Source organism: Pseudonocardia sp. CA-142604 (assembly GCF_050948475.1).
Taxonomy (GTDB): domain Bacteria; phylum Actinomycetota; class Actinomycetes; order Mycobacteriales; family Pseudonocardiaceae; genus Pseudonocardia; species Pseudonocardia alaniniphila.
The window spans coordinates 8,582,551-8,601,999 of sequence record NZ_CP192045.1 but is presented as its reverse complement, the minus strand read 5'-3'; the positions used below and the strand labels follow the sequence as shown (position 1 = coordinate 8,601,999).

18 protein-coding genes are annotated in these 19,449 nt (G+C 71.8%); 9 read left to right on the top strand and 9 right to left on the bottom strand.

Going from position 1 to position 19,449, the window contains the following annotated elements; all coding sequences use genetic code 11:
- Positions 1-8: 8 nt before the first annotated feature.
- Positions 9-1,832: a glutamine--fructose-6-phosphate transaminase (isomerizing) gene (gene glmS, locus ACQPZQ_RS38955; protein WP_433289465.1), complete on the top strand. Its 1,824-nt coding sequence runs from the start codon at positions 9-11 to the stop codon at positions 1,830-1,832.
- On the opposite strand, the gene ACQPZQ_RS38950 is transcribed toward glmS, so the two are convergent.
- Both ACQPZQ_RS38950 and ACQPZQ_RS38945 read right to left on the bottom strand, forming a co-directional pair.
- A complete protein-coding gene (locus tag ACQPZQ_RS38950; protein ID WP_433289463.1) occupies positions 1,819-2,367 on the bottom strand; it encodes an MSMEG_0567/Sll0786 family nitrogen starvation N-acetyltransferase in 549 nt (182 codons plus the stop codon). The genes glmS and ACQPZQ_RS38950 overlap by 14 nt on opposite strands.
- Before the next feature lie 67 nt (positions 2,368-2,434).
- Positions 2,435-3,601, bottom strand: coding sequence for an MSMEG_0568 family radical SAM protein (locus tag ACQPZQ_RS38945; RefSeq protein ID WP_433289462.1), 1,167 nt, complete (start codon positions 3,599-3,601; stop codon positions 2,435-2,437).
- A 93-nt stretch (positions 3,602-3,694) separates the two neighbouring features.
- On the opposite strand from ACQPZQ_RS38945, the gene ACQPZQ_RS38940 reads away from it, so the two are divergent.
- Positions 3,695-4,870, top strand: a complete 1,176-nt coding sequence (locus ACQPZQ_RS38940) for an MSMEG_0565 family glycosyltransferase (RefSeq protein WP_433289460.1) — start codon at positions 3,695-3,697, stop codon at positions 4,868-4,870.
- An 86-nt stretch (positions 4,871-4,956) separates the two neighbouring features.
- Positions 4,957-6,303 (top strand): serine hydrolase domain-containing protein, encoded by a 1,347-nt coding sequence (locus ACQPZQ_RS38935; protein ID WP_433289458.1) that lies wholly within the window; start codon positions 4,957-4,959, stop codon positions 6,301-6,303.
- On the opposite strand, the gene ACQPZQ_RS38930 is transcribed toward ACQPZQ_RS38935, so the two are convergent.
- From ACQPZQ_RS38930 to ACQPZQ_RS38920, 3 genes are all read right to left on the bottom strand, one after another.
- Positions 6,300-7,532 carry an MFS transporter gene (locus tag ACQPZQ_RS38930; protein WP_433289456.1) on the bottom strand — a complete coding sequence of 411 codons (1,233 nt, stop codon included), beginning with the start codon at positions 7,530-7,532 and terminating at the stop codon, positions 6,300-6,302. The two genes, ACQPZQ_RS38935 and ACQPZQ_RS38930, sit on opposite strands and share 4 nt — an antisense overlap.
- Positions 7,529-8,221 carry a GntR family transcriptional regulator gene (locus tag ACQPZQ_RS38925; protein WP_433289454.1) on the bottom strand — a complete coding sequence of 231 codons (693 nt, stop codon included), beginning with the start codon at positions 8,219-8,221 and terminating at the stop codon, positions 7,529-7,531. Before ACQPZQ_RS38925 ends, ACQPZQ_RS38930 begins: the two co-directional genes overlap by 4 nt.
- Before the next feature lie 92 nt (positions 8,222-8,313).
- Positions 8,314-9,792, bottom strand: a complete 1,479-nt coding sequence (locus ACQPZQ_RS38920) for a GAF domain-containing protein (RefSeq protein ID WP_433289452.1) — start codon at positions 9,790-9,792, stop codon at positions 8,314-8,316.
- A gap of 152 nt (positions 9,793-9,944) precedes the next feature.
- On the opposite strand from ACQPZQ_RS38920, the gene ACQPZQ_RS38915 reads away from it, so the two are divergent.
- From ACQPZQ_RS38915 to ACQPZQ_RS38905, 3 genes are all read left to right on the top strand, one after another.
- Complete coding sequence (locus tag ACQPZQ_RS38915) at positions 9,945-10,673, top strand: LuxR C-terminal-related transcriptional regulator (protein WP_433289450.1); 729 nt, start codon at positions 9,945-9,947, stop codon at positions 10,671-10,673.
- A 65-nt stretch (positions 10,674-10,738) separates the two neighbouring features.
- Complete coding sequence (locus ACQPZQ_RS38910; protein ID WP_433289448.1) at positions 10,739-11,335, top strand: cupin domain-containing protein; 597 nt, start codon at positions 10,739-10,741, stop codon at positions 11,333-11,335.
- Entirely contained in the window at positions 11,332-12,312 is a 981-nt protein-coding gene (locus ACQPZQ_RS38905) for an AIR synthase related protein (RefSeq protein ID WP_433289446.1), read from the top strand. The genes ACQPZQ_RS38910 and ACQPZQ_RS38905 overlap by 4 nt, the downstream gene beginning before the upstream one ends.
- Here the strand turns inward: ACQPZQ_RS38905 and ACQPZQ_RS38900 are convergent.
- On the bottom strand, positions 12,309-14,282 hold the full coding sequence (locus tag ACQPZQ_RS38900) for an AfsR/SARP family transcriptional regulator (protein ID WP_433289443.1): 1,974 nt from the start codon (positions 14,280-14,282) through the stop codon (positions 12,309-12,311). The genes ACQPZQ_RS38905 and ACQPZQ_RS38900 overlap by 4 nt on opposite strands.
- An 84-nt stretch (positions 14,283-14,366) precedes the next feature.
- Here ACQPZQ_RS38900 and ACQPZQ_RS38895 point away from each other — a divergent pair, with 84 nt between their 5' ends.
- The gene (locus ACQPZQ_RS38895; protein WP_433299581.1) at positions 14,367-15,245 is read left to right on the top strand and encodes an alpha/beta fold hydrolase; all 879 of its coding nucleotides are present in this window, start codon (positions 14,367-14,369) and stop codon (positions 15,243-15,245) included.
- A gap of 116 nt (positions 15,246-15,361) precedes the next feature.
- Positions 15,362-16,267, top strand: a complete 906-nt coding sequence (locus ACQPZQ_RS38890) for an IS5 family transposase (protein ID WP_433286883.1) — start codon at positions 15,362-15,364, stop codon at positions 16,265-16,267.
- A gap of 33 nt (positions 16,268-16,300) precedes the next feature.
- Here ACQPZQ_RS38890 and ACQPZQ_RS38885 read toward each other — a convergent pair whose 3' ends face one another.
- From ACQPZQ_RS38885 to ACQPZQ_RS38875, 3 genes are all read right to left on the bottom strand, one after another.
- On the bottom strand, positions 16,301-16,696 hold the full coding sequence (locus tag ACQPZQ_RS38885; protein ID WP_433289441.1) for a hypothetical protein: 396 nt from the start codon (positions 16,694-16,696) through the stop codon (positions 16,301-16,303).
- Between the two features lie 108 nt (positions 16,697-16,804).
- Entirely contained in the window at positions 16,805-17,830 is a 1,026-nt protein-coding gene (locus tag ACQPZQ_RS38880; RefSeq protein WP_433289438.1) for a 6-phosphofructokinase, read from the bottom strand.
- 132 nt (positions 17,831-17,962) lie between these two features.
- On the bottom strand, positions 17,963-18,673 hold the full coding sequence (locus tag ACQPZQ_RS38875) for a ClpP family protease (RefSeq protein WP_433299579.1): 711 nt from the start codon (positions 18,671-18,673) through the stop codon (positions 17,963-17,965).
- A gap of 105 nt (positions 18,674-18,778) precedes the next feature.
- Here ACQPZQ_RS38875 and ACQPZQ_RS38870 point away from each other — a divergent pair, with 105 nt between their 5' ends.
- Positions 18,779-19,267 (top strand): hypothetical protein, encoded by a 489-nt coding sequence (locus ACQPZQ_RS38870; protein WP_433289436.1) that lies wholly within the window; start codon positions 18,779-18,781, stop codon positions 19,265-19,267.
- The last annotated feature ends 182 nt before the right edge of the window (positions 19,268-19,449 follow it).

Genomic DNA, 19,449 nt, shown 5'->3' with positions numbered 1-19,449 from the left:
GGAACTGTATGTGCGGCATCGTCGGTTACGTGGGGCCCCAGGACGCTGCTCCGATCCTGCTGGAGGGGCTGGGGCGGCTGGAGTACCGCGGCTACGACAGCGCCGGGCTCGCACTGAGTGCCAAGGGCGGGCTGAAAGTACGCAAGGTGAGCGGCCGGGTCGCCGACCTCGCGGCCGACCTACCGGCCCGGTTCAAAGGGGCGCCCGGCATCGGGCATACGCGCTGGGCCACGCACGGCGAGCCGAGCGAGGCCAACGCCCACCCGCAGCTCGACACCGCCGGCCGGATCGCCGTGGTCCACAACGGGATCATCGAGAACGCTGACGAGCTGCGTGCCAAGCTCACCGCCGACGGCGTCGAGTTCGCCTCACAGACCGACACCGAGGTCGTGGCGCACCTGGTGGCGGCGGCGTTCGCGGCGGGGGCGGGCGACCTGGAGCAGGCCGTGCGGCAGGCGCTGCGCCAGGTGGTCGGGGCCTACGGGCTCGCGGTGCTGGACGCTGAGCACCCGGACCGGATCGTCGTCGCCCGCAACGGCAGCCCGGTGCTGCTGGGCGTCGGCGAGAAGGAGATGTTCGTGGCGTCCGACGTCGCCGCGCTGATCGGGTACACCCGCCAGGTCGTCTACCTCGACGACGGTGAGCTCGCCACGATCACGGCGGGTGGCTACCGCACCTACACCCTCGACGACCGGTCCACGGCGAAGAGCCCGTCCACGATCGACTGGGACGTGGTCGGGGCCGAGATCGGCGACCACGCGCACTACCTGATCAAGGAGATCCAGGAGCAGCCGAGGACGATCGAGCGGGCGCTGAAGGGCCGTATCGACGAGCGGTTCGCCACCGCTCACCTCGGTGGCCTCAACCTCACCGTGCGCGAGGCCCGGGAGATCCGCCGCGTGAAGATCCTCGGCTGCGGCACGGCCTGCTACGCGGGTGAGCTCGGCGCGCAGCTGATCGAGGACCTGGCCCGCGTGCCGGCCACGGCGGAGGCGGCGTCGGAGTTCCGCTACCGCAACCCGGTGGTGGAGCCCGACACGCTCTACGTCGCCGTCAGCCAGTCAGGCGAGACGATCGACACGCTCGCCGCGGTGCAGGAGCTGCAGCGCAAGGGCGGCCGCGTGATCGGGATCGTCAACGTCGTCGGCTCGACGATCGCCCGCCAGGTGGACGGCGGCATCTACCTGCACGCCGGCCCGGAGATGTCGGTGGCCGCGACGAAGTCGTTCACCTCCACGGTGGCCGCGTTCGCGCTGCTCGCGCTGCACCTCGGGCGGATCCGGGACCTCTCGCCCGAGCAGGGACGCCGGATCATCGCCGGGCTGCTCGCGCTGCCCGGCCAGGTCGCTCAGATCCTCGAGCAGGAGGACGCGATCGCCGAGGTGGCCCGGGAGATCGCCACGAGCAACAGCATGCTGTTCGTCGGCCGCAGGCGGGGCTGGCCGGTGGCTCGCGAGGGCGCGCAGAAGCTCAAGGAGATCTCCTACGTGCACGCCGAGGCCTACCCCTCGGCCGAGCTCAAGCACGGCCCACTCGCGCTGGTGAGCCCGGAGATGCCGACGGTCGCGATCGTCCCCGACGACGACCTGCTCGACAAGAACACCTCGACGCTGTCGGAGATCAAGGCGCGCAAGGGACCGGTGATCGCGATCGCGCACCGGGAGCTGCCCGACCTCGCCGACCGCACCCTGGTGATCCCGAGGAGCGAGCCCGAGCTCGATCCGATCCTGCTCTCGATCCCGCTCCAGATCCTCGCCTATCACGCCGCAGTGGCGCTGGGACGCGACGTCGACAAGCCCCGCAACCTCGCCAAGAGCGTCACCGTGGAGTAGCTCCAGCCAGCCAGGGACAGAGGGCGGCAGGCTCGATGCACATGGGCACGTGCGGGTGGCCGACGTAGGTCTCCACCGGCCCGTCGGTGCGCCAGCCCAGGCGGTGGAAGAACCGTTCGTTGGCCACCTGCACGTGCGCTCGCATCAGCCGCGCGCCGCGAGCGCCCGCCGCGGCCACAGCGCACCGCACCAGCGGGGCGCCGATGTTCGCCGCCCGGAACTCCGGCAGCACCGCGAGCCGGTCGCCCAGCCACTCATCCGGCCCCGTCGGATAGAGCCGGACCGCGCCCGCCGGACGTCCCGCGTGCAGCGCGAGCACGTGGATCACGTCGGTGCGTGCGTCGTGGGCGTCGACGTCGGAGCCGGTGAACAGGCCCTGCTCCGCCACGAACACGGCGTGCCGGATGCGGTGGTGCGCATCGAGACCGGCGGCGTCGTGGGACGGGCGGCAGTGCACGGGGTCGATGCCGACCAGCACGTTCACCGGCGGGCGCGGGCGTATCCGCGGCACGCGCGGTAGCGCCGGCGCGCTCATGGTCGGTCCTCGCCGCGCAAGGAGCGCCGCTCGCCCAGGCGGTCCGCCGATGCGCTCGCACGTTCGCTCACGCCGGGCGCCTGCCGATCTGCAGCAACGGGGCCGCACCCGGCGTACCGCTCCCGGGCCCGCACGGTGCGGGCGCGCCTGCGTGCTGCACGAGGTTCAGCGACGAGCAGGCCTGGCACCGGGCGCAACCGGCGACGGCCGTGTCGGCACCGAGCCCGCGCTCGGCGAGGAAACCGGCGACCTTGCGGTAGATCGGCTCGGTGTACTCGCGCGACGGCGCGGGCACGTCCTGCATGAGCGAGCCGGACACGGGCCGCAGCGGCACCACGAACGGGTAGACGCCGATATCGACGGCGCGCTTGCACATCTCCACCGTCAGATCGGGGTCCTCGCCCATGCCGAGGATGACGTAGGTGGAGACCCGGCCCTCGCCGAACAGCGCGACCGCGTGCTCCCACGTGCGGAAGTACGTCTCGATGCCGGTGCGGAACTTGCCGGGGGCGACGCGGGCGAGCACCGCCGGGTCGAACGACTCGACGTGGATGCCGAGCGCGTCCACGCCCATGTCGTGCACCTGGTCGATGGTCGTGAGATCGCGCGGCGGCTCGAACTGCACCTCCACCGGCAGCCCGGCGGCCTCCTTCACCGCCTGCCCGCACCGGGCGACGTAGAGCGCTCCCCGGTCCGGTGCGACCGACGAGCCGGTGGTGAGGGTGGCGTCGACCGCGCCGTCCAGTTCCTTGGCGGCGACGGCCACCTCGGCGAGCATCTCCGGTGTCTTCTTCGCGATCGTGCGGCCCGCGGCGAGGGAGAGCCCGATTCCGCAGAAACCGCACTGGTCGGAGTTGCCCCAGTAGTTGCACGCCTGCACGACGGTGGACGCGAGCGAGTCCAGGTGCAGCAGCGCGATCTGGTGGTACGGGATGCCGTCGGCGGTGGTGAGGTCGTAGAACCGCGGTCTGGCCGTGCCCGAGACGGAGGCGAGCTTGATCCCGTCGCGGTAGATGCCCTGGCCGTCGTCCTCGGCCCGCAGCGAGTAGGGCGATGACTCGCTGGGCGGCACGGTGACGGGCACGCCCTCGATCCACAGCATGCCCGAGTCCGACGGGCCTGCCCCGCCCTGGCGGGACGTCTCCAGCCGGGTCTCCAGCCGAAGCCCCAGGCTCTGCAGTTCCATGATCAACCCGGCTACCCCGAGAGTGGTGCCGTCGTCCACCGCGGTCATGCGGCCCCCTGACGTTTACTAGAGTGGGTGATCGTGTCCTATAGGAGACCGACGGCCCGTGCCGTGTCAAGCGAAGGTGGCGCAGCGCCACGGGTGGCGCTCGTCAGCCACTCGACGACCCCACGCGGTGGGCACGTCCACACGCTGGGGCTCGCGGAGGCGCTGCACCGGGCGGGTCGTCACCCTGTGCACCTCGTGGCGCTCGGTGACCCGGGCGCCGGGTTGTACCGGTCGACGGTCGCGCCGCACACGGTGCTTCAAGGGCCGTCCCGTGCGGGGACCACGCTGGAGGAACGCGTGCTCGCCGCCATCGACCTGCTCGCGGCGGGGCTGGCCGGGCGCATCGACGAGTTCGACGTCCTGCACGCCCAGGACTGCATCGCCGCCCGCGCAGCGCTTCGAGCCCGCGAGGCGACGGGCGCGGCCGTCCGCGTCCTGCGGACCGCGCACCATGTCGACGACTTCACCACGCCCGTGTTGATCGACTGTCAGCGCCGGGCGATCACCGAGCCGGATCGGGTGCTGGTGGTCAGTGAGCAATGGCGGACGATCCTGCGGGCGGAGTTCGGCGTGGCAGCCACCGTGGTGCCGAACGGCGTCGACGCCGCCCGGTTCCCCGCGGTCCCGGTGGTCGACCGGGCGGCGTTGCGCGAGCGGGTGGGCGCCCGCGGTCCGTTGCTGCTCGCCGTGGGCGGCATCGAGCCACGCAAGGGGAGCGTCGTCGCGTTCCGGGCGCTCGCGCGGCTCGCCGCCGCAGCCGACGCCGATCGCTCGCCGCGCCCGTTATTTGCCGTGGTCGGTGGCCACTCGTTCCAGGACTTCGCCCCGTACCGCGAGGCCGCGCTCGCCGAGCTGCCCGCACTCGGGCTGCAGGCCGGCCGGGACGTCGTGGAGCTCGGCACCGTGAGCGATGCGGATCTCGGCGCCTGGTACGCCGCAGCCGACGTGCTCGCGTACCCGTCGCTGAAGGAGGGGTTCGGGCTGGTCACGATCGAGGCGATGAGCCAAGGCCTCCCGGTCGTCGCGAGCGACGTTCCGGTGTTCGGCGAGTACCTGACCGACGGCGTGGACGCCTTGCTTCCGGCCGCCGGCGATCCTGCCGCGCTGGCCGCAGCCCTGCACGCCGTGCTGACCGACGACGGTCTGCGTGAGCGGTTGCGCGTGGCCGGTGCGGCGGTGGCAGCGCGCTTCACCTGGGACGCCGCGGCGGCGCGGCACTCCGACATCTACACCGAGCTCGCCGCAGGCACCCCTCCGATCCCGGTGTGACCATCGCCGCACGCAACCGGGCCATGCGGCGCGTCGCCTCCGCAACCTCGCAGGCCGGTAGGTGCCCGCCACTACCGTGTTCCCCCATGCTGTCTCTGCTCCCCAGCACAGCTCGGACCCTGCTTGCCCGCACCGCTCGCGCCCAACGCGACGGCCGCGTTCCGTCCCTGGTCGCCGGTGTCGTCCGCGGGCGAGATCTCGTGTGGTCAACCGGACGCGGCGAGATCAGCGAGCCGCACGACGACGTCCAGTTCCGGCTCGGTTCGATCAGCAAGGTCGTCACCGCCATCACCGTGCTACGCCTGCGTGACGAGGGCCGGCTCAGCCTCGACGACCCGCTCGACCAGCACCTGCCCGGCACGCCGCTGGGCGGCCGGACCGTGGGTCAGCTCCTCTCGCATCTCGCCGGGGCGGGCTCGGAGAGTCCCGGGAAGTGGTGGGAGCGCACGCCGGGCACCACGTTGAAGGGCCTCGGGCTCTCTGACGCCGATGTGGTGCTGCCCGCGGCGCGCCGATTCCACTACTCGAACCTCGGGTTCGGCCTGCTCGGTGCGCTCGTCGCCGAGGTGCGCGAACGCGCGTGGGAGGAGGTGGCCCGCGACGAGGTGCTGATCCCGCTGGGCATGAGGCGCACCACACCTCGGCCGTGCGGGCGGGCCGCACAGGGCTATGCCGTGCACCCGTGGGCCGACGTGATGCAGATCGAACCCGAGCACGACGCGGGGGTGATGGCACCCGCAGGCCAGCTGTGGTCCACCGCCGCCGATCTCGCCCGGCTGGGTTCGTTCCTGCTCGGTGACACGCGCGGTGTGCTCTCGCCGGACACCGTCGAGGAGATGACCGTTCCGGCGGGAGTCGACTCGTCGGCCCTGACCTGGTCTGCCTACGGGCTCGGCGTGCAGGTCCAGCGGGTCGGCACCGACCCCGCCCGGCCGGGCCCGGTCCTGGTCGGCCACGGCGGTTCGATGCCGGGCTTCCTCGCAGGCCTCTGGGTGGACCGCGAGGAGTGCTCCGGGGCGCTCGCGCTGGCCAACACGACCGCGGGCATGGACAGCGGGCTGACGATCGGGCTGCTCGCCGACCTGCGTGCCGCCGAGCCCCGGATCGTCGAACCGTGGAAGCCGGACAGCTCGCCGGTGCCGCTGGACATGCTCGGGCCCTGGTTCTGGGGCCCGATGCCCTACGTGCTGCGGGCCATACCGGGTGGTCTGCTGCACCTGGGTGGCCTCGGCAGGCCGGGTCGCAGCAGCCGGTTCCGCCCCCGCCCCGACGGCACGTGGGTAGGACTCGACGGCTACTTCGCAGGCGAGACCTTGCGGCTCGACCCGGAGTCGCTCAACCTCGCGACGTTCGTCTTCACCCGCACGCCCTACGACCCGGCCGCGCCGGTGCCGGGTGGCGTCGACGAGGCCGGGTGGGGTGTGCACCGCTAGGTCGCCACCTCGGATCGATCAGGGGCGTTCAGGGCGATCGGCAGGTGGGCGCGGGTCGACACCGCGATCAGCGTGGTGCCGGCCAGGGCGATGACGACGAGGCAGCCCAGCAGCACCGGGTAACCCGCCACGCCGGAGAGCGCGGCGAGCACGGTGGGCAGCAGAAACCCGATGTAGGCCACCGCGTAGTAGACGCCGGTGATCCCGGCGAGCTCCGAGGGCGGCACGAGCCGCTGGATCTCCAGCAGCCCGGAGACCACGGCGATGCCGTAAGCCACGCCGAGGACCACCGCGGCGAGGAGCGCCAGCAACGGCGAGTGCAGCTGCGCACCGAGCACGCTGACCCCGAGGCCGCAGCACATGATCGCCATGGCGACCACGATGGCGCGCGCGTCGGTCAGCCGGTCGAGGCGCCTCGCGATCGGCTGCACCGCCGCCCCGGCGCCGAGCGTGCAGACGGTGAGCAGCGTGGAGTAGGCCAGATCCCAATGGCCGAGCCGGCCGCCCACGACCTGCGGCATCGTCGCGTAGGCCACCCCGGCGGCCCCGAAGACCCAGGGCGTCATCGGCAGGACGACGCGCAGGAACCGGGGATGGCGCACGGCAGGCACCTTGAACCCGGCCCGCCGGACGTCGGGGTCCGCAGGGGCGGCGTGGCGGTGACGGGTCTCGGGGCTGCGTAGCAGCAGCGGAAGCACCGCGGTCGTCAGCGCGAGGTGCACCACATAGGGCGTGACCATCGGCCATGGCCCCCACTGGGCGAGCACACCGCCGACTCCCGCGCCGAGGCCGAAGCCGAGCGTCAGCGAGAGGGCCGCCCGGCGTGCACCCGTGCCGGGATCGGCGGACGGGTCGTAGGGAGCCTCGGACAGCTCCTTGGTCCACGTCGTGCCGACGGCCATCGCGATGGCGACCGCCACACCGGACACGAACCGGCCGAGGAAGATCAGCAGCGGGCCGGTCACGCCGAATGCCAGCAGCGCGCTCGCCAGCACGGAGCACAGGACGCCCGCAATGAGCAGCGGCCGGCGGCCGAACCTGTTCGAGAGCCCGCCGACGATCAGCAGCGCCGGCGCCAGGCCGACGACGTAGGCGCCCAGGAACTCGTCGACCGTGAGCACCGAGTACCCGGCCGTCTCCCGGTACATCACCAGGAGTGGGGTGAACTGGTTGCCACCCCACCCGCAGCAGAACATCGCCGCGGCAACCGCGATCCACGAGCGTTTCATCGCGACGACCCCCACCACGCGCCGCTCGGGCGCATGCGCTCGGGGCGGTGAGTGCCGTCGAGGTGGGAGCGCAGCAGCTCCGCGAAGTACTCCGCGTCCCCGTCGGCGACGGCGTCGGCGAGCGCTTCGTGCTCGCGCAGCACGATCGCGACGTGCTGGAGGTTCGGGCCGAGGGCGTGGATGTTCATCCGGCGCTGGCGGTCGGCGAGCGTCGCGTAGAAGCGGGTGGTGATCGCGTTGCCCCCGTCGGTCACGATGGCGCGGTGGAAGGCCTCGTCGGCCTCGGCGAAGGCGACGAGGTCGCCGGCGTCGGCGAGCTCGTGCTGCCGCTTCAGGATCGCGCGCAGCCCGGCGGCGGCCTCGGTCAGGCTTGCGGCGGTACCGACCCCACGCACCAGCCGGCGCACGGCGGCGGTCTCGAGCGCCTCCCGCGCGTCGAGCACGTCGTCGGCTTCGCCGGGCGGAACCGGTGCCACGACGGCACCGCGCTTGGGGATCAGCTGCAGCAGCTCCTCGGCCTGGAGACGCAGGAAGGCCTCCCGCACGGGGGTGCGGCTCATCCCGAGTCGCTCCGCGATGTCGCCCTCGCTGAGCAGGTGCCCGGCCGGGAGCTCCCCGGAGAGCACAAGTTCCTTGGTGGCGAGGTAGGCCCGGACGGCTGCAGGAGGGTCCTTCGGGATCGGCGACATGCCCCGACAGTAGGCGTGAGATACAAGCTTGTATCTATGATGTAGGTCTATGACCTGGATCTCGGGGCACGGCTCATCCCGTCGAGGTCAGGTCAGAAGTCGGCCAGCAGCCGGTCGCGGCGCGACTCGATCCCCGGGAGGCGGGCGTCACCCGGCGCCAGACGGTCCACGAGCCGGTCGTGCACCTCGATGTCGCTGCGGCCCAGCGGGTGTGCTGCGAACTCCGCGAGCAGCTCGACGTCGTCGGCGTCGAGCACCGCGCGGCGCATGGACACCTCGAGCTCGTCGCGCAGATCCCGGATCTCCGGGGCGTCCGACCGCGGCAGCAGCGGTCCGGGGCACGACCGGAGGGCCTCGGTGGCCCGGCCTGCGCGCAGCGCGCGTCGTACCGCTGCGAAGTCGGCGTCGACGATGGCGTCGAGCCGGTAGGGCCGGGTGCGCAGGACGTCGGAGCCGATGAGCGTGCGCAGCCGAAGGATCTCCCCGCGGACAGTGGTGGGGTTGCCGTCGTCGCCGTAGAGCAGCAGTGCGAGCCGCTCGGCGGTGAGCCCGTCGGGATACAGGGTGAGCGCGGTGAGCAGCTCGGCCGGCCGCAGCGTGAGCGGGATCGGTTTCCCGTTCAGCAGCATGCGGGGCGACCCGTGTCCCAGGAAGCGCAGTGAGAGTGCGCTGCGGCTCGCCCGAGCGGCCGTCGGACGTGGAGCGCGTAGGAGGTAGCCCTCGGCGAGCGGCTCGACCATCATCTCGCGGCCGTCGTCGAGCAGGATCCGGTCGGCGCCCGGCGGGAGCGCGACGCGCTCGGGCCACATGCCGTACGGTTCGCCCGCCACGATCCGGCCGGTCGAGGTGACCAGAGCGCCGGCACCGCCGCGCAGGCTCGTCAGGTGAGGCATGTTGCGCACGCGCAGCCGTTCGTCGGCGATGGCCAGGCGCACGCGCAGCTGGTTCTCGGCGAGCTGGGCGGTGGCCGACACGAGCTGGACCATGGCCGGGTGCACGGTGTGCAGGGGGCCACTGATGTCGATCGCACCGAGGATGTCGCCGGTGTCAGGATCGTGCACGGGGGCCGCGGCGCAGGTCCAGGTGTGATAGGCGCGGACGAGGTGCTCCGCCGAGTGGATCTGCACCGGCGCGTCGACGGCGAGCGTGGTGCCCATCGCGTTGGTGCCGATCGCGTCCTCGGTCCAGCGCGTGCCGGGTGTGAGACCCACCTCGTCGGCCGAGTGCAACAGCCTGGCCGCACCCTCCCGCCACAGGATGGTGCCCTCGGCGTCGGTGACGAGCATGACGTGCATGGCCTCGTCGGCGATGCTCACGAGGGTGCTGTGCAGCAGCGGCATGACCTCGCCCAGCGGATGCGCCGCGCGTAGATCGGGCAGGTCGGCATCGCCGACCACCACGGGAGGCGTGCGGCGGTCGGGGTCGACCTGCGCGGCCAGGCTACGTCGCCATGACTCCGACACGAGCGAGCGCGCGGGAACCGGACCGGACCCGCCCGCCAGCACGGCATCGAAGACCTTGTGAAGCAGGCGGGCGTGCTCGGCGGCGTCATGCACATCATGAGTCGTCATCAGCACTCCGAGCATCATCGCCCCAGGACAGGCTCATCATCACGCAGTGATCCGGATGGAGCAACACAGGCCCGTTGCGCGTGCAACGTCCAGGCAACGTGTGCGCTCATAACGTCGCATGACCATCGACGACGAGGGCAGAGAGGTATCCCGTGACGACGGACGCCGTACTCGACATCCGCCCCGCCGTGCTCGAACCCGCGGCGGGACGCGCACCCGCGCCACGGCGGACGGCGCGCATTCTCGTCGTGGACGGCGAGGGGATCGTGCGGTTCGGCCTGCGCCAGCTGTTCGCCTCCGACCCGCACCTCGCGGTGATCGGTGAGGCCGCCACACCGCGCGACGCGCTCGTGGTCGCCGACCGCTGCCCACCCGACCTCGTGATCCTCGACGTCGACCTCGGCCGGGGCGGCGCTGCGGGCGTGGAGCTCGCCCGGATGCTGCTCGAACGCCACCGGGGTGTGCGGATCCTGGTGCTGACCGGCTGCCGTGATCGCGAGATCATGCTGAGCGCCGTACGGCTCGGGGTGCACGGGTACGTGCGCAAGGGCGCCGACACCAACGACATCCTCCGCGCCGTGCACACGTTGCTGCGCGGCGAGAGCGTGTTCGACTCCGGTGGTCACAGCGCACCGGTCTCCCCGGACGTCCCGCGTGACGACCGCCCGCCCGCCCGCGCATTCGGCAGCGCGATGCTGACCGAGCGCGAGAACCAGGTGCTCCGGCTGCTGGCGATGGGCATGTCCAACCGTGAGATCGGGCGCACGCTGGTGATCAGCGAGGCCACGGTCAAGTTCCACGTGCGGAACCTGCGCGACAAGCTCGACGTGCGCCGCCGCACGGAGATCGTCTACACGGCCACCCGCCAGGGCATGGTGTAGCGCTCGGCGAGACGGGCGCCCGCCATCTTGTCCACCATGGGCCGTGTCCGTTTACGATGCTGTACGTGGACGCAGCCGAGCGGGGTTCGTGGGAGCCGATCGTCGGTGCGATCGGTCCCAAGCTCCGTGAAGCCCGTCAGCAGCTCGGCCTGTCGCTGCAGCAGCTCGCGGCGCGGTCCGAGGTGTCGGCCGCAGCCATCCACAAGGTCGAGCGCGGCGACATGGTGCCCACGATCACCACGCTGCTCAAGCTCGCCGGTGCAGTCGGGCGGCCCATCGGGCACTTCGTCGACGACGGTGCACCGCCTGCCCCGGTCGCCACGCTGATCAGGGCCGACGAGCGCCCGGCGGCTCCGCCCGAGTGGGCGCCCGCGGCTGACGGCGTCGACGCCACAGCCATCGCCCTGCCGACGGCTCGCCTGCCGGCGAGTGGGGTGATCGCCGAGGTCGATCCCGGGGGCGGCAGCGGCGACACCAGGCCGCAGCGCCCGGGGGAGGAGGTGCTGTTCGTGCTCGACGGCACGTTGCAGGTCGAGGTGGCGGGCGAGCGGTATCGGCTGCGCGCCGGCGACGCGCTGCACTACCCCACCGACCGCCCGCACCGTTGGCACAACGCCGAGGCGCTCCCCGCCCGTGCCGTCTGGTTCTCGGTGCGGTCGTGACGAGCGCACCGGAGACCGCATCCCTCGCCGAGATCGTCGACGCGGTGCTCAGCCACCCGGGGCTGCGGGCGAAGGCCGAGATCGGGCTCGTTGCCGAGGCCCTCGGCGCGGAGGTGACGGGCGAGGCCGACTGGCTGGGCGGCCCCGGCGACGACGGCGCGGTGGTCGAGGCCGGCGGCTCTCGCGTTGTGGCGTGCGGCGAGGCGATCTTCCCCCCGTTCGTCGCCGCGGACCCGCACGGTGCCGGGTTCGCCGCGGTGCTCACCAACGTCAACGACCTCGCCGCGATGGGGGCCGAGCCGCTCGGCATCGTCGACACGGTGGCGGCGACGGAACCGGTGGCACGCGCGGTGCTGGCCGGGATGCGGGAGGCCGCCCTGCTCTACCGCGTGCCGATCATCGGCGGCCATCTCACACTCCACGACGGACCGCCCGCGGTGTCGGCATTCGGAGTCGGGCACGCGCCCGTCCCGCTGTCGGTCACGCGCGCCGAGCCGGGCCAGTCGCTCGTGGTGGCGGCCGCGCTCGACGGCGAGATGCGCGCCGACTTCCCGTTCTTCCCCGCATTCCGCAACCGGGGTGAACGCTGCGCGGGGGACGTGCGGCTGCTCGCCGACCTCGCCGAGGCAGGCACGTGCGTGGCGGCGAAGGACATCAGCATGGCCGGGCTGATCGGGTCGCTCGCGATGCTGCTGGAATGCGATGGGCTGGGCGTACTGGTCGACCTCGACGCCGTGCCCGCCCCGGCCGGTGTGCCGCTGACCCGTTGGCTGAACTGCTTCCCGAGCTTCGGCTTCCTGCTGTGCGTGCCGCGTGGCCGCGAGGACGAGTGCCTTGCCGCGTTCGCCCGGCGGGACCTCGCCGCCGCCGTGGTCGGAGTTCTGGACGACACCGGCGAGCTCGCGATCGGCTCGGGCGATGAGCGGGCCACGGTGCTGCGGCTCGACGAGTTCCGGGTGACCGGCCTGCCCCGCTAGCTCGCTCGGCCCATTGCCTGCGTGAGCTCGTCGAGGAAGGCGGCCACCGGCCCCAGTGTCAACAGGCCGCTCCCCGCGCCGGCGAGTTCCGCGGCGGCAGGGGCGAGCGCGTCGAGCGCACGATGCATCGTGCCGCGATCGTCCAGCGCGAGGGCGGCTCGGGCGATCACGCACCACAGAGCTTCCTGCAGGTGGTCCCGCGGTGGGTCGGGCAGCGTGCGCAGTGCGGTCGTCGCGTCGTCGAGGTGGCCCTGGGCGATCAACGTGAGCGGCCGGACCCAGGGCGTGTAGGGACCCCAGTCGATGTCGTCGTCGGCAGGCGCTGGCAGGCGGAGCCGGACGCGGACGGCGAGGAGGGCGAGGGGAAGCAGCCCCCGTTCCAGGCCGGGCATCCCGGCTCCGTCCAGGGCACGCGCTGCGCTGCGGTAGGTGGCCGCCGCCGACGCGAAGTCGTCGGCGTCAGCGGCAACCTGGAGCGCGCGGTGCCAGGTGGTGAAGACAGCGATCAGTGGTGATCCGTAGCGTTCCGCGAGACGGTCGGCCGCGAGCGCGTGGACGTCGGCACCTGCGAGATCACCGAGACCGCTGAGTGCCTGCATGCGGATCAGCCGGCCCAGCAGCTCGTAGGTCTCCAGTCCGTGCATGGTCGAGAGCTCGATCAGCTCGGCGCCGATCGCGTCCCGCTGCGTGGCGAGCCCCGTGCGATGAAAGGTCTGCATGAACAGGCCGTTCAGGGCGAAGGCGAGCAACGCGGGGTCGCCGGCGCGGCGGGCTCTCGTCACGGCCTGCTCGGCGGCGAGCCGACCTCGGAGGTCCGTCACGCCGCGCGATTCGAGGGCGATCGTGGCCAGCAGTCTCGTCCGCTCCGGTCCGGGTGCGTCAGCTGGAAGCGCGGCGAGTGCGCGTTCGGCCGCGGCCACGACCGCCGCCGCCTGTTCCGGGTCGTCGGAGCGGCTCCAGATCGCCGGGACGTCGTAGGCGCCGATGACGCGAGCGGTCAGATCGGGGTCTCCCAGCTCCTCGGCGGCGAGGATGCTCGCCATCCGCTGGTGGCGTGCGGCCACGAGCCCGCTGCCGCCGGTCACCGCGAGGCTGCGCAGGAGGTCGACGGTGGACCGGAGGCGAGCACGGGAGTCGACGGTGACCGGCCGGCTGTAGGCCGCGATGGTCTCGGACCAGACCTGGCCGGCCGCAGTGCCCACGACGGGCGGGGCGTCGAGGTGGGCGGCCTGCCGGAGGATGTCGGTCTCCGTTTGGCGCAGCCGGGGGCCGGGGGCGATACCGAGGTCCTCGCCCAGCCGCGAGCGCGCGCGACGGACGACCTCGAGCGCGTCCTTCTGCCGCCCGGCCCGGTACAGGGCGATCGCCAGGAGGCGCCATCCCTCCTCGCGCCACGGGTGCTCGGCCGTGTGAGCGTCCAGGTCGGGTACGGCGGCATCGACGTTGCCGACGTCGAGCAGCGCGCGGGCGCGGAGCTCGACGGCGCCCAACCGCAGCTCGGCGAGCCGGGACCGCTCGGCCCGTGCCCAGAGATCGTCCGGAAAATCGGTGTAGGCCGGTCCACGCCACCAGGTGAACGCATCGTCGAGCACCTGCACGGCACGGCTCGGAGGAAGGACACGGGCGGCGGCGACCGCGTCCTCGAAGCGTCGGGCGTCGACCGAATCCGGCGTCGCACGCACTGCGTACCCGGAGCCCTCGGTGACGAGGAGCCGGGCGGGCGCGCGCGGAAGGCGATCGGGTTCCAGCACCCGGCGCAGCGCGCTGACGAACGTCTGGATCACACCCGGGGCGTCCGCGGGGGGATCGCTCCAGAGATCGTCGATCAACGTCGCGAGGGGAACGATGCGCCCGCGCGCCACGATCAGCCGGGCGAGGACGGCTCGGTGACGGGGGCCCTTCAGCGGGATCGTCGCTCCCGCGTCGTTCCACGCGGTCACCGGCCCGAGGACACCGAACCGGACCCGCACCCCGCCTCCGTCCCGTGCTGACCGGTTGCTCAGTCGTCCGGCCCAGGCTGGTGCCATCTCATCAGACGAGGAAAGGACGTGACGATGGCTCCGGTCATCCCCGGATTCACCCGCCGGCGTGTGGACGTGGCCGACGGGGTCGCGCTCTCCGTGGCGGTCGGCGGCACCGGCAGTCCCGTCGTGCTGCTCCACGGCTTCCCACAGACCCACCTGATGTGGCGCCACGTCGCCACCGACCTGGCGGCCGACCACACGGTCATCTGCCCTGACCTGCGCGGTTACGGCGACAGCGACAAGCCCGCCGAGACCGATCCCGGCGTCTACTCGAAGCGGACCATGGCTGCCGACGTGGTTGCGCTCGCCGCCGCACTCGGACACGACCGCTTCGCCCTCGCCGGACACGACCGCGGCGCCCTCGTCGCTGTTCGCGCCGGGCTCGACCACCCCGACGTCATCACCCACCTGGCCGCTCTCGACGTCCTACCGACCCTGGACACCTGGGACGTCCTGCACGGCACCTCGGCCGCGGTTGCGTTCCACCTGTACCTGATGGCCCAGCCGCCCGGGCTGCCCGAGGCCATGATCGCGGCGTCGCCGGATGCTTTCTTCGGGCATTTCCTCGACATCTGGACCCAGGACCCCGCCGCCATTCCCGGCGACGTCCGCGAGGCCTACCTCGCAGCCTCCCGCAACGCCGTTCCCTCCATCGTGGCCGACTACCGGGCGTCGGCAGGGATCGACGTCGACCACGACACGGCCGACCGGCGCTGCGGCAACACCCTCCGGATGCCCGTGGCGGTGCTCCAGCAGGACTGGGGCGCGGCTCTGGCCTATGACGCGGCAGGCCGGTGGAAAGCGTGGGCGTCGGACCTGCAGCACACCACCGTCACGTGTGGCCACTTCATGGCAGAGGAGGCGCCCTCGACCGTCAGCGCGATGCTCCGCGCGCTACTGAGCCGCTAGCGCCTGTTTAGAAAGTGGATCTTCGTCGCGTGTCTGTGCGTGTCGGTCCGTGGAGATGAGTGAGGTCTCCGGTAGATGGATCAACGACCAAGAAGACCATCACCACCGGAGACCTCGTGGGCACCGTACCCGCGGGTGCCCGTCATGACCTCACCGACGCGCAGTGGCAGCTACTTGAGCCGCTGCTACCTGCGGATACTGGACGTGGGCGGCCCCGAAAGTGGAGCAGGCGACAGCTGATCGACGGGATCCGGTGGCGGACCCGCGCCGGCACGCCATGGCGTGACGTACCCGAGCGGTACGGCTCGTGGCAGTCGGTCTATGGCTTGTTCCGATGTTGGCAGCGTGAGGGCGTATGGACCCGGATCTTGCAGTGCCTGCTGCAACTCGGTGATGAGGCAGGCCTGATCTGCTGGGACGTGTCGGTGGACTCCACGATCGTGCGGGCACACCAGCACGCCGCGGGTGCCCGCCGCGACCCGGCCGGCCAAGTCGAACCACCTGGTGCCGAACCGGCCGACCACGCGCTGGGCCGGTCTCGTGGTGGGTGGACCACCAAGCTGCACCTGGCCTCTGAACAGGGACGGACACCGTTGTCGACGGTGATCACCGCCGGGCATCGGGGAGACAGCCCTCAGTTCGTGCCGGTCCTGGACGGCATCCGGGTCCTGCGGTCCGGGCGGGGCCGGCCCCGGACCCGCCCGGACCGGGTCCTGGCCGACAAGGCGTACTCATCACGGGCCAACCGCGCTTACCTGCGCCGTCGCGGTATCCGGGCGACGATCCCGATCAAGCGGGACCAGCAGGCCCACCGGCGCAAGCGAGGGTCACATGGCGGGCGGCCTCCACGGTTCGACCCCGACACCTACCGCCAGCGCCACGCTGTCGAGTGCAGCATCAACCTGCACAAACACCACCGGGGGTTCGCCACCCGCTACGACAAGCTCGCCCTGCGCTTCGAAGTCACCACCCAGATCGCTGGGATCAACATCTGGCTCCGCCGATTAGTAAACAGGCGCTAGCTCGCCGTCGGCAGGGCGAGGGCAGGCGGTCGGTCAGGCGCCGGCGACCCGCAGGTGCCGCCGCGGCTCCACCGGATCGAGCGTCGGGCAGATCCCGGAGCCGGCGGCGAGCCCCAGCGCGGCGGGCTCGCGATCGGCCGTGGGCGAGCCGCGCAGGGCCATGTCGGTGGCGAGCCCGAAGATCCACAGCATCCGGTCGGCGTCGTGCCAGCGGTGGCGCTCGGCGAAGTCGATCCATTCGTGCGGCGGGATCGTCGTCTGCGGGGAGTACTCCAGCTCCGCCCAGGTGACGGCCGTCTCGAACAGGTCGACCATGGCGTCCGGGTCGGACTCCACCTGAAGGAGTCTGTCGTGGTGGGCCCGGCGTTCCGGATCGGGCCGACACTGGCCGTGGCAGGCGAGCCGGGCGAGCCGCTCGGAAGGGTGCATCAGCGACACGGTGGCCTCCGCAGGAGAAATGGAGACCCCGATGCTGACCCTTCCGCGATCCCGGCCGGTTGCCGACATGTTTCGCAATGGTGAAAATCCGCGCGGGTCTCAGCCGAAGAAGACCTCGGCCTCGGCGTAGAGGGTGGGATCCACCAGTTTCAGCTCCTTCGTCGCTTCCGACAGCGGGACGAGATCGATGTCGGTGCCGTGCAGGGCGGTCATCATGCCCCACTTGCCCGCGTGGACGGCGTCGATGGCGTGCAGGCCGAAACGGGTGGCGAGCCAGCGGTCGCGGGCGGTGGGCGTGCCACCGCGCTGGACGTGCCCGAGCACGGTGGTGCGGGCCTCCTTACCGGTGCGCGCCTCGATCTCGCGGGCCAGGAAGTCTCCGATGCCGCCCAGCCGGACGTGCCCGAACGCGTCCTTCTCGCCGGTGCGCAGCACCTCGTCGCCGTCCTTCGGCTTCGCGCCCTCGGACACCACGATGATCGGCGCGTAGTCGAGTTGGAACCGCGACTCCACCCACTTGCAGACCTGGTCGATATCGAACCGCACCTCGGGGATGAGGATCGCGTTGGCGCCGCCCGCCATTCCGGAGTGCAGCGCGATCCAGCCCGCGTGGCGACCCATCACCTCGACGATGAGCGCGCGGTGGTGCGACTCGGCCGTGGTGTGCAGCCGGTCGATGGCCTCGGTGGCGATGTTGACCGCCGTGTCGAAGCCGAACGTGAAGTCGGTGCCCGCGAGGTCGTTGTCGATCGTCTTCGGGACGCCGACGACGTTGACCCCGATCTCGTGCAGCTTGGTGGCGACGCCGAGCGTGTCCTCGCCGCCGATCGCGATGAGGGCGTCGACGCCGAGGTTCTGCAGGTTGCGCCGGATCTTCTCGACGCCGCCCTCGATGGCGAAGGGATTGGTGCGCGACGACCCGAGGATCGTGCCGCCGCGCGGTAGGAGGCCTCTCACGGCGGGGATGTCCAGGGGCTTGGTCAGTGCCTCGAGCGGGCCTCGCCAGCCGTCCCGGAAGCCCAGGAAGGTGTAGCCGTACTCCGGGACGCCCTTGCGGACGACTGCTCGGATGACCGCGTTCAGTCCGGGGCAGTCGCCGCCACCGGTGAGTACGCCGACGCGCATCAGCAGCTCTCCATCGATGCAGAAGCTCAGGGACGGCTCACGCTAGTGCCATCCAGCCGCGTTGTCGCGCCGCCACCCGGTCGGCCTGCCGAAGCCTGCCGACGTGGGTGATCAGCTCGTCCGGGAACGGGGTCAGGTTCCCGCGACGTGGTCGACGATCCCGTAGTCACGTGCCTCCTGGGCGGTGAACCAGCGGTCGCGGTCGGCGTCGGCAGTGATCGTCTCGACCGACTGCCCCGTGTGCCGGGCGGTGAGCTCGGCGATCTCGCGCTTCATCTGACCGAACACGCCTGCCCGGATGGCGACGTCGGTGGCGTTGCCCCCCACTCCGGCCGAGGGCTGGTGCATGAGGATCCGCGCGTGCGGCAGCGCGAACCGCTTGCCCGGCGTACCGGCCGAGAGCAGGAACTGGCCCATCGACGCCGCGAACCCGACGGCCCAGGTGGCGACGTCCGGCGTGATCAGCTGCATCGTGTCGTAGATCGCCATCCCGGCGGTGACCGAGCCACCGGGAGAGTTGATGTACAACGTGATGTCGCGGTCCGGGTCCTGGGCCGAGAGCAGCAGCAACTGGGCGCTGATCCGGTTGGCGACCTCGTCGTCGACCTCGCGGCCGAGGAAGACGATGCGTTCCTCGAGAAGGCGGTCGAGCACGGGATCGAGGCCGCTGGGGACCGCTGGGGCCGCGCGTAACACGGGGCCGTGCAGCGCCGGCGGCAACGGTTGGGGTGGCGGCGGCGCGGGCCGGTGCGGCCGTTCGGGCTCGGGCGGTGGTTGTGGAGCCGGAGGCCGCGGCTTCTGTCCCGCTCGGTGCTCCAGGGACGGGATCGACGGTGACGACATCAACATGAAGGGCTCCTCTCGCAGCTGGCTGCCGCATCCGACGGTAGGGCGGTGCAGCGTCATTTCGGCCCGTGTTCGCTCGTGGCGGGATGTTCGCTGGGAGCGATGGCGTTTGACCGCTTCCGACGCGGGGTAGAGGGCCGCGTGCAGAACGACCCACGGTCCGTCGACGCCGAGCACCAGCGTCCGCCCGGCGCGAGCGACGAGCTGGTCGCGGCGGTGGGCAGGCTCAGCGAGGCATTCGAGTACATCGAGCGCGTGCGAGGGCACCTCTATACCCTCCACCAGCTCGTCGGCCACGCCGACAAGCTGCTCGACGACGTCGTCGACGGGCTGCGAGCGGCCGGGCAGGACCACCTGGCCAAGCAGGTGCAGGACGAGCTCATCGGCGCCAACGTGCTCGCAGGCCGATGGACGTTCCAGGTCGTCGAGGAGTTCGACGACGGCTACTACGCCACCTTCAAGTCGGTCGAGAAGCGGATCCGGGACGAGACGATGCAGGGCCGCAGGCACGTGTTCGAGGCGGAACTGAAGGAGCGGCGACGTACGCACGGCCGTCCGGGACACGAGGCCACCCCCGACGAGGCTCGCTAACGGCGCCCACTCTTTGGAGTTGATTCACGGGGCGCATTAACCGGGCCTACCCGCGGCGGCCCCGACAGGTTCATCCTGTGGTCATCTTCGTGCTTCCTCTCCTGAGTTCGATCACTTAAGTTCGTCGCGTTTGTCCGATATCAGGAGGATGACCTGTGGCTCAGCCCTGCCCGGAGCGACCT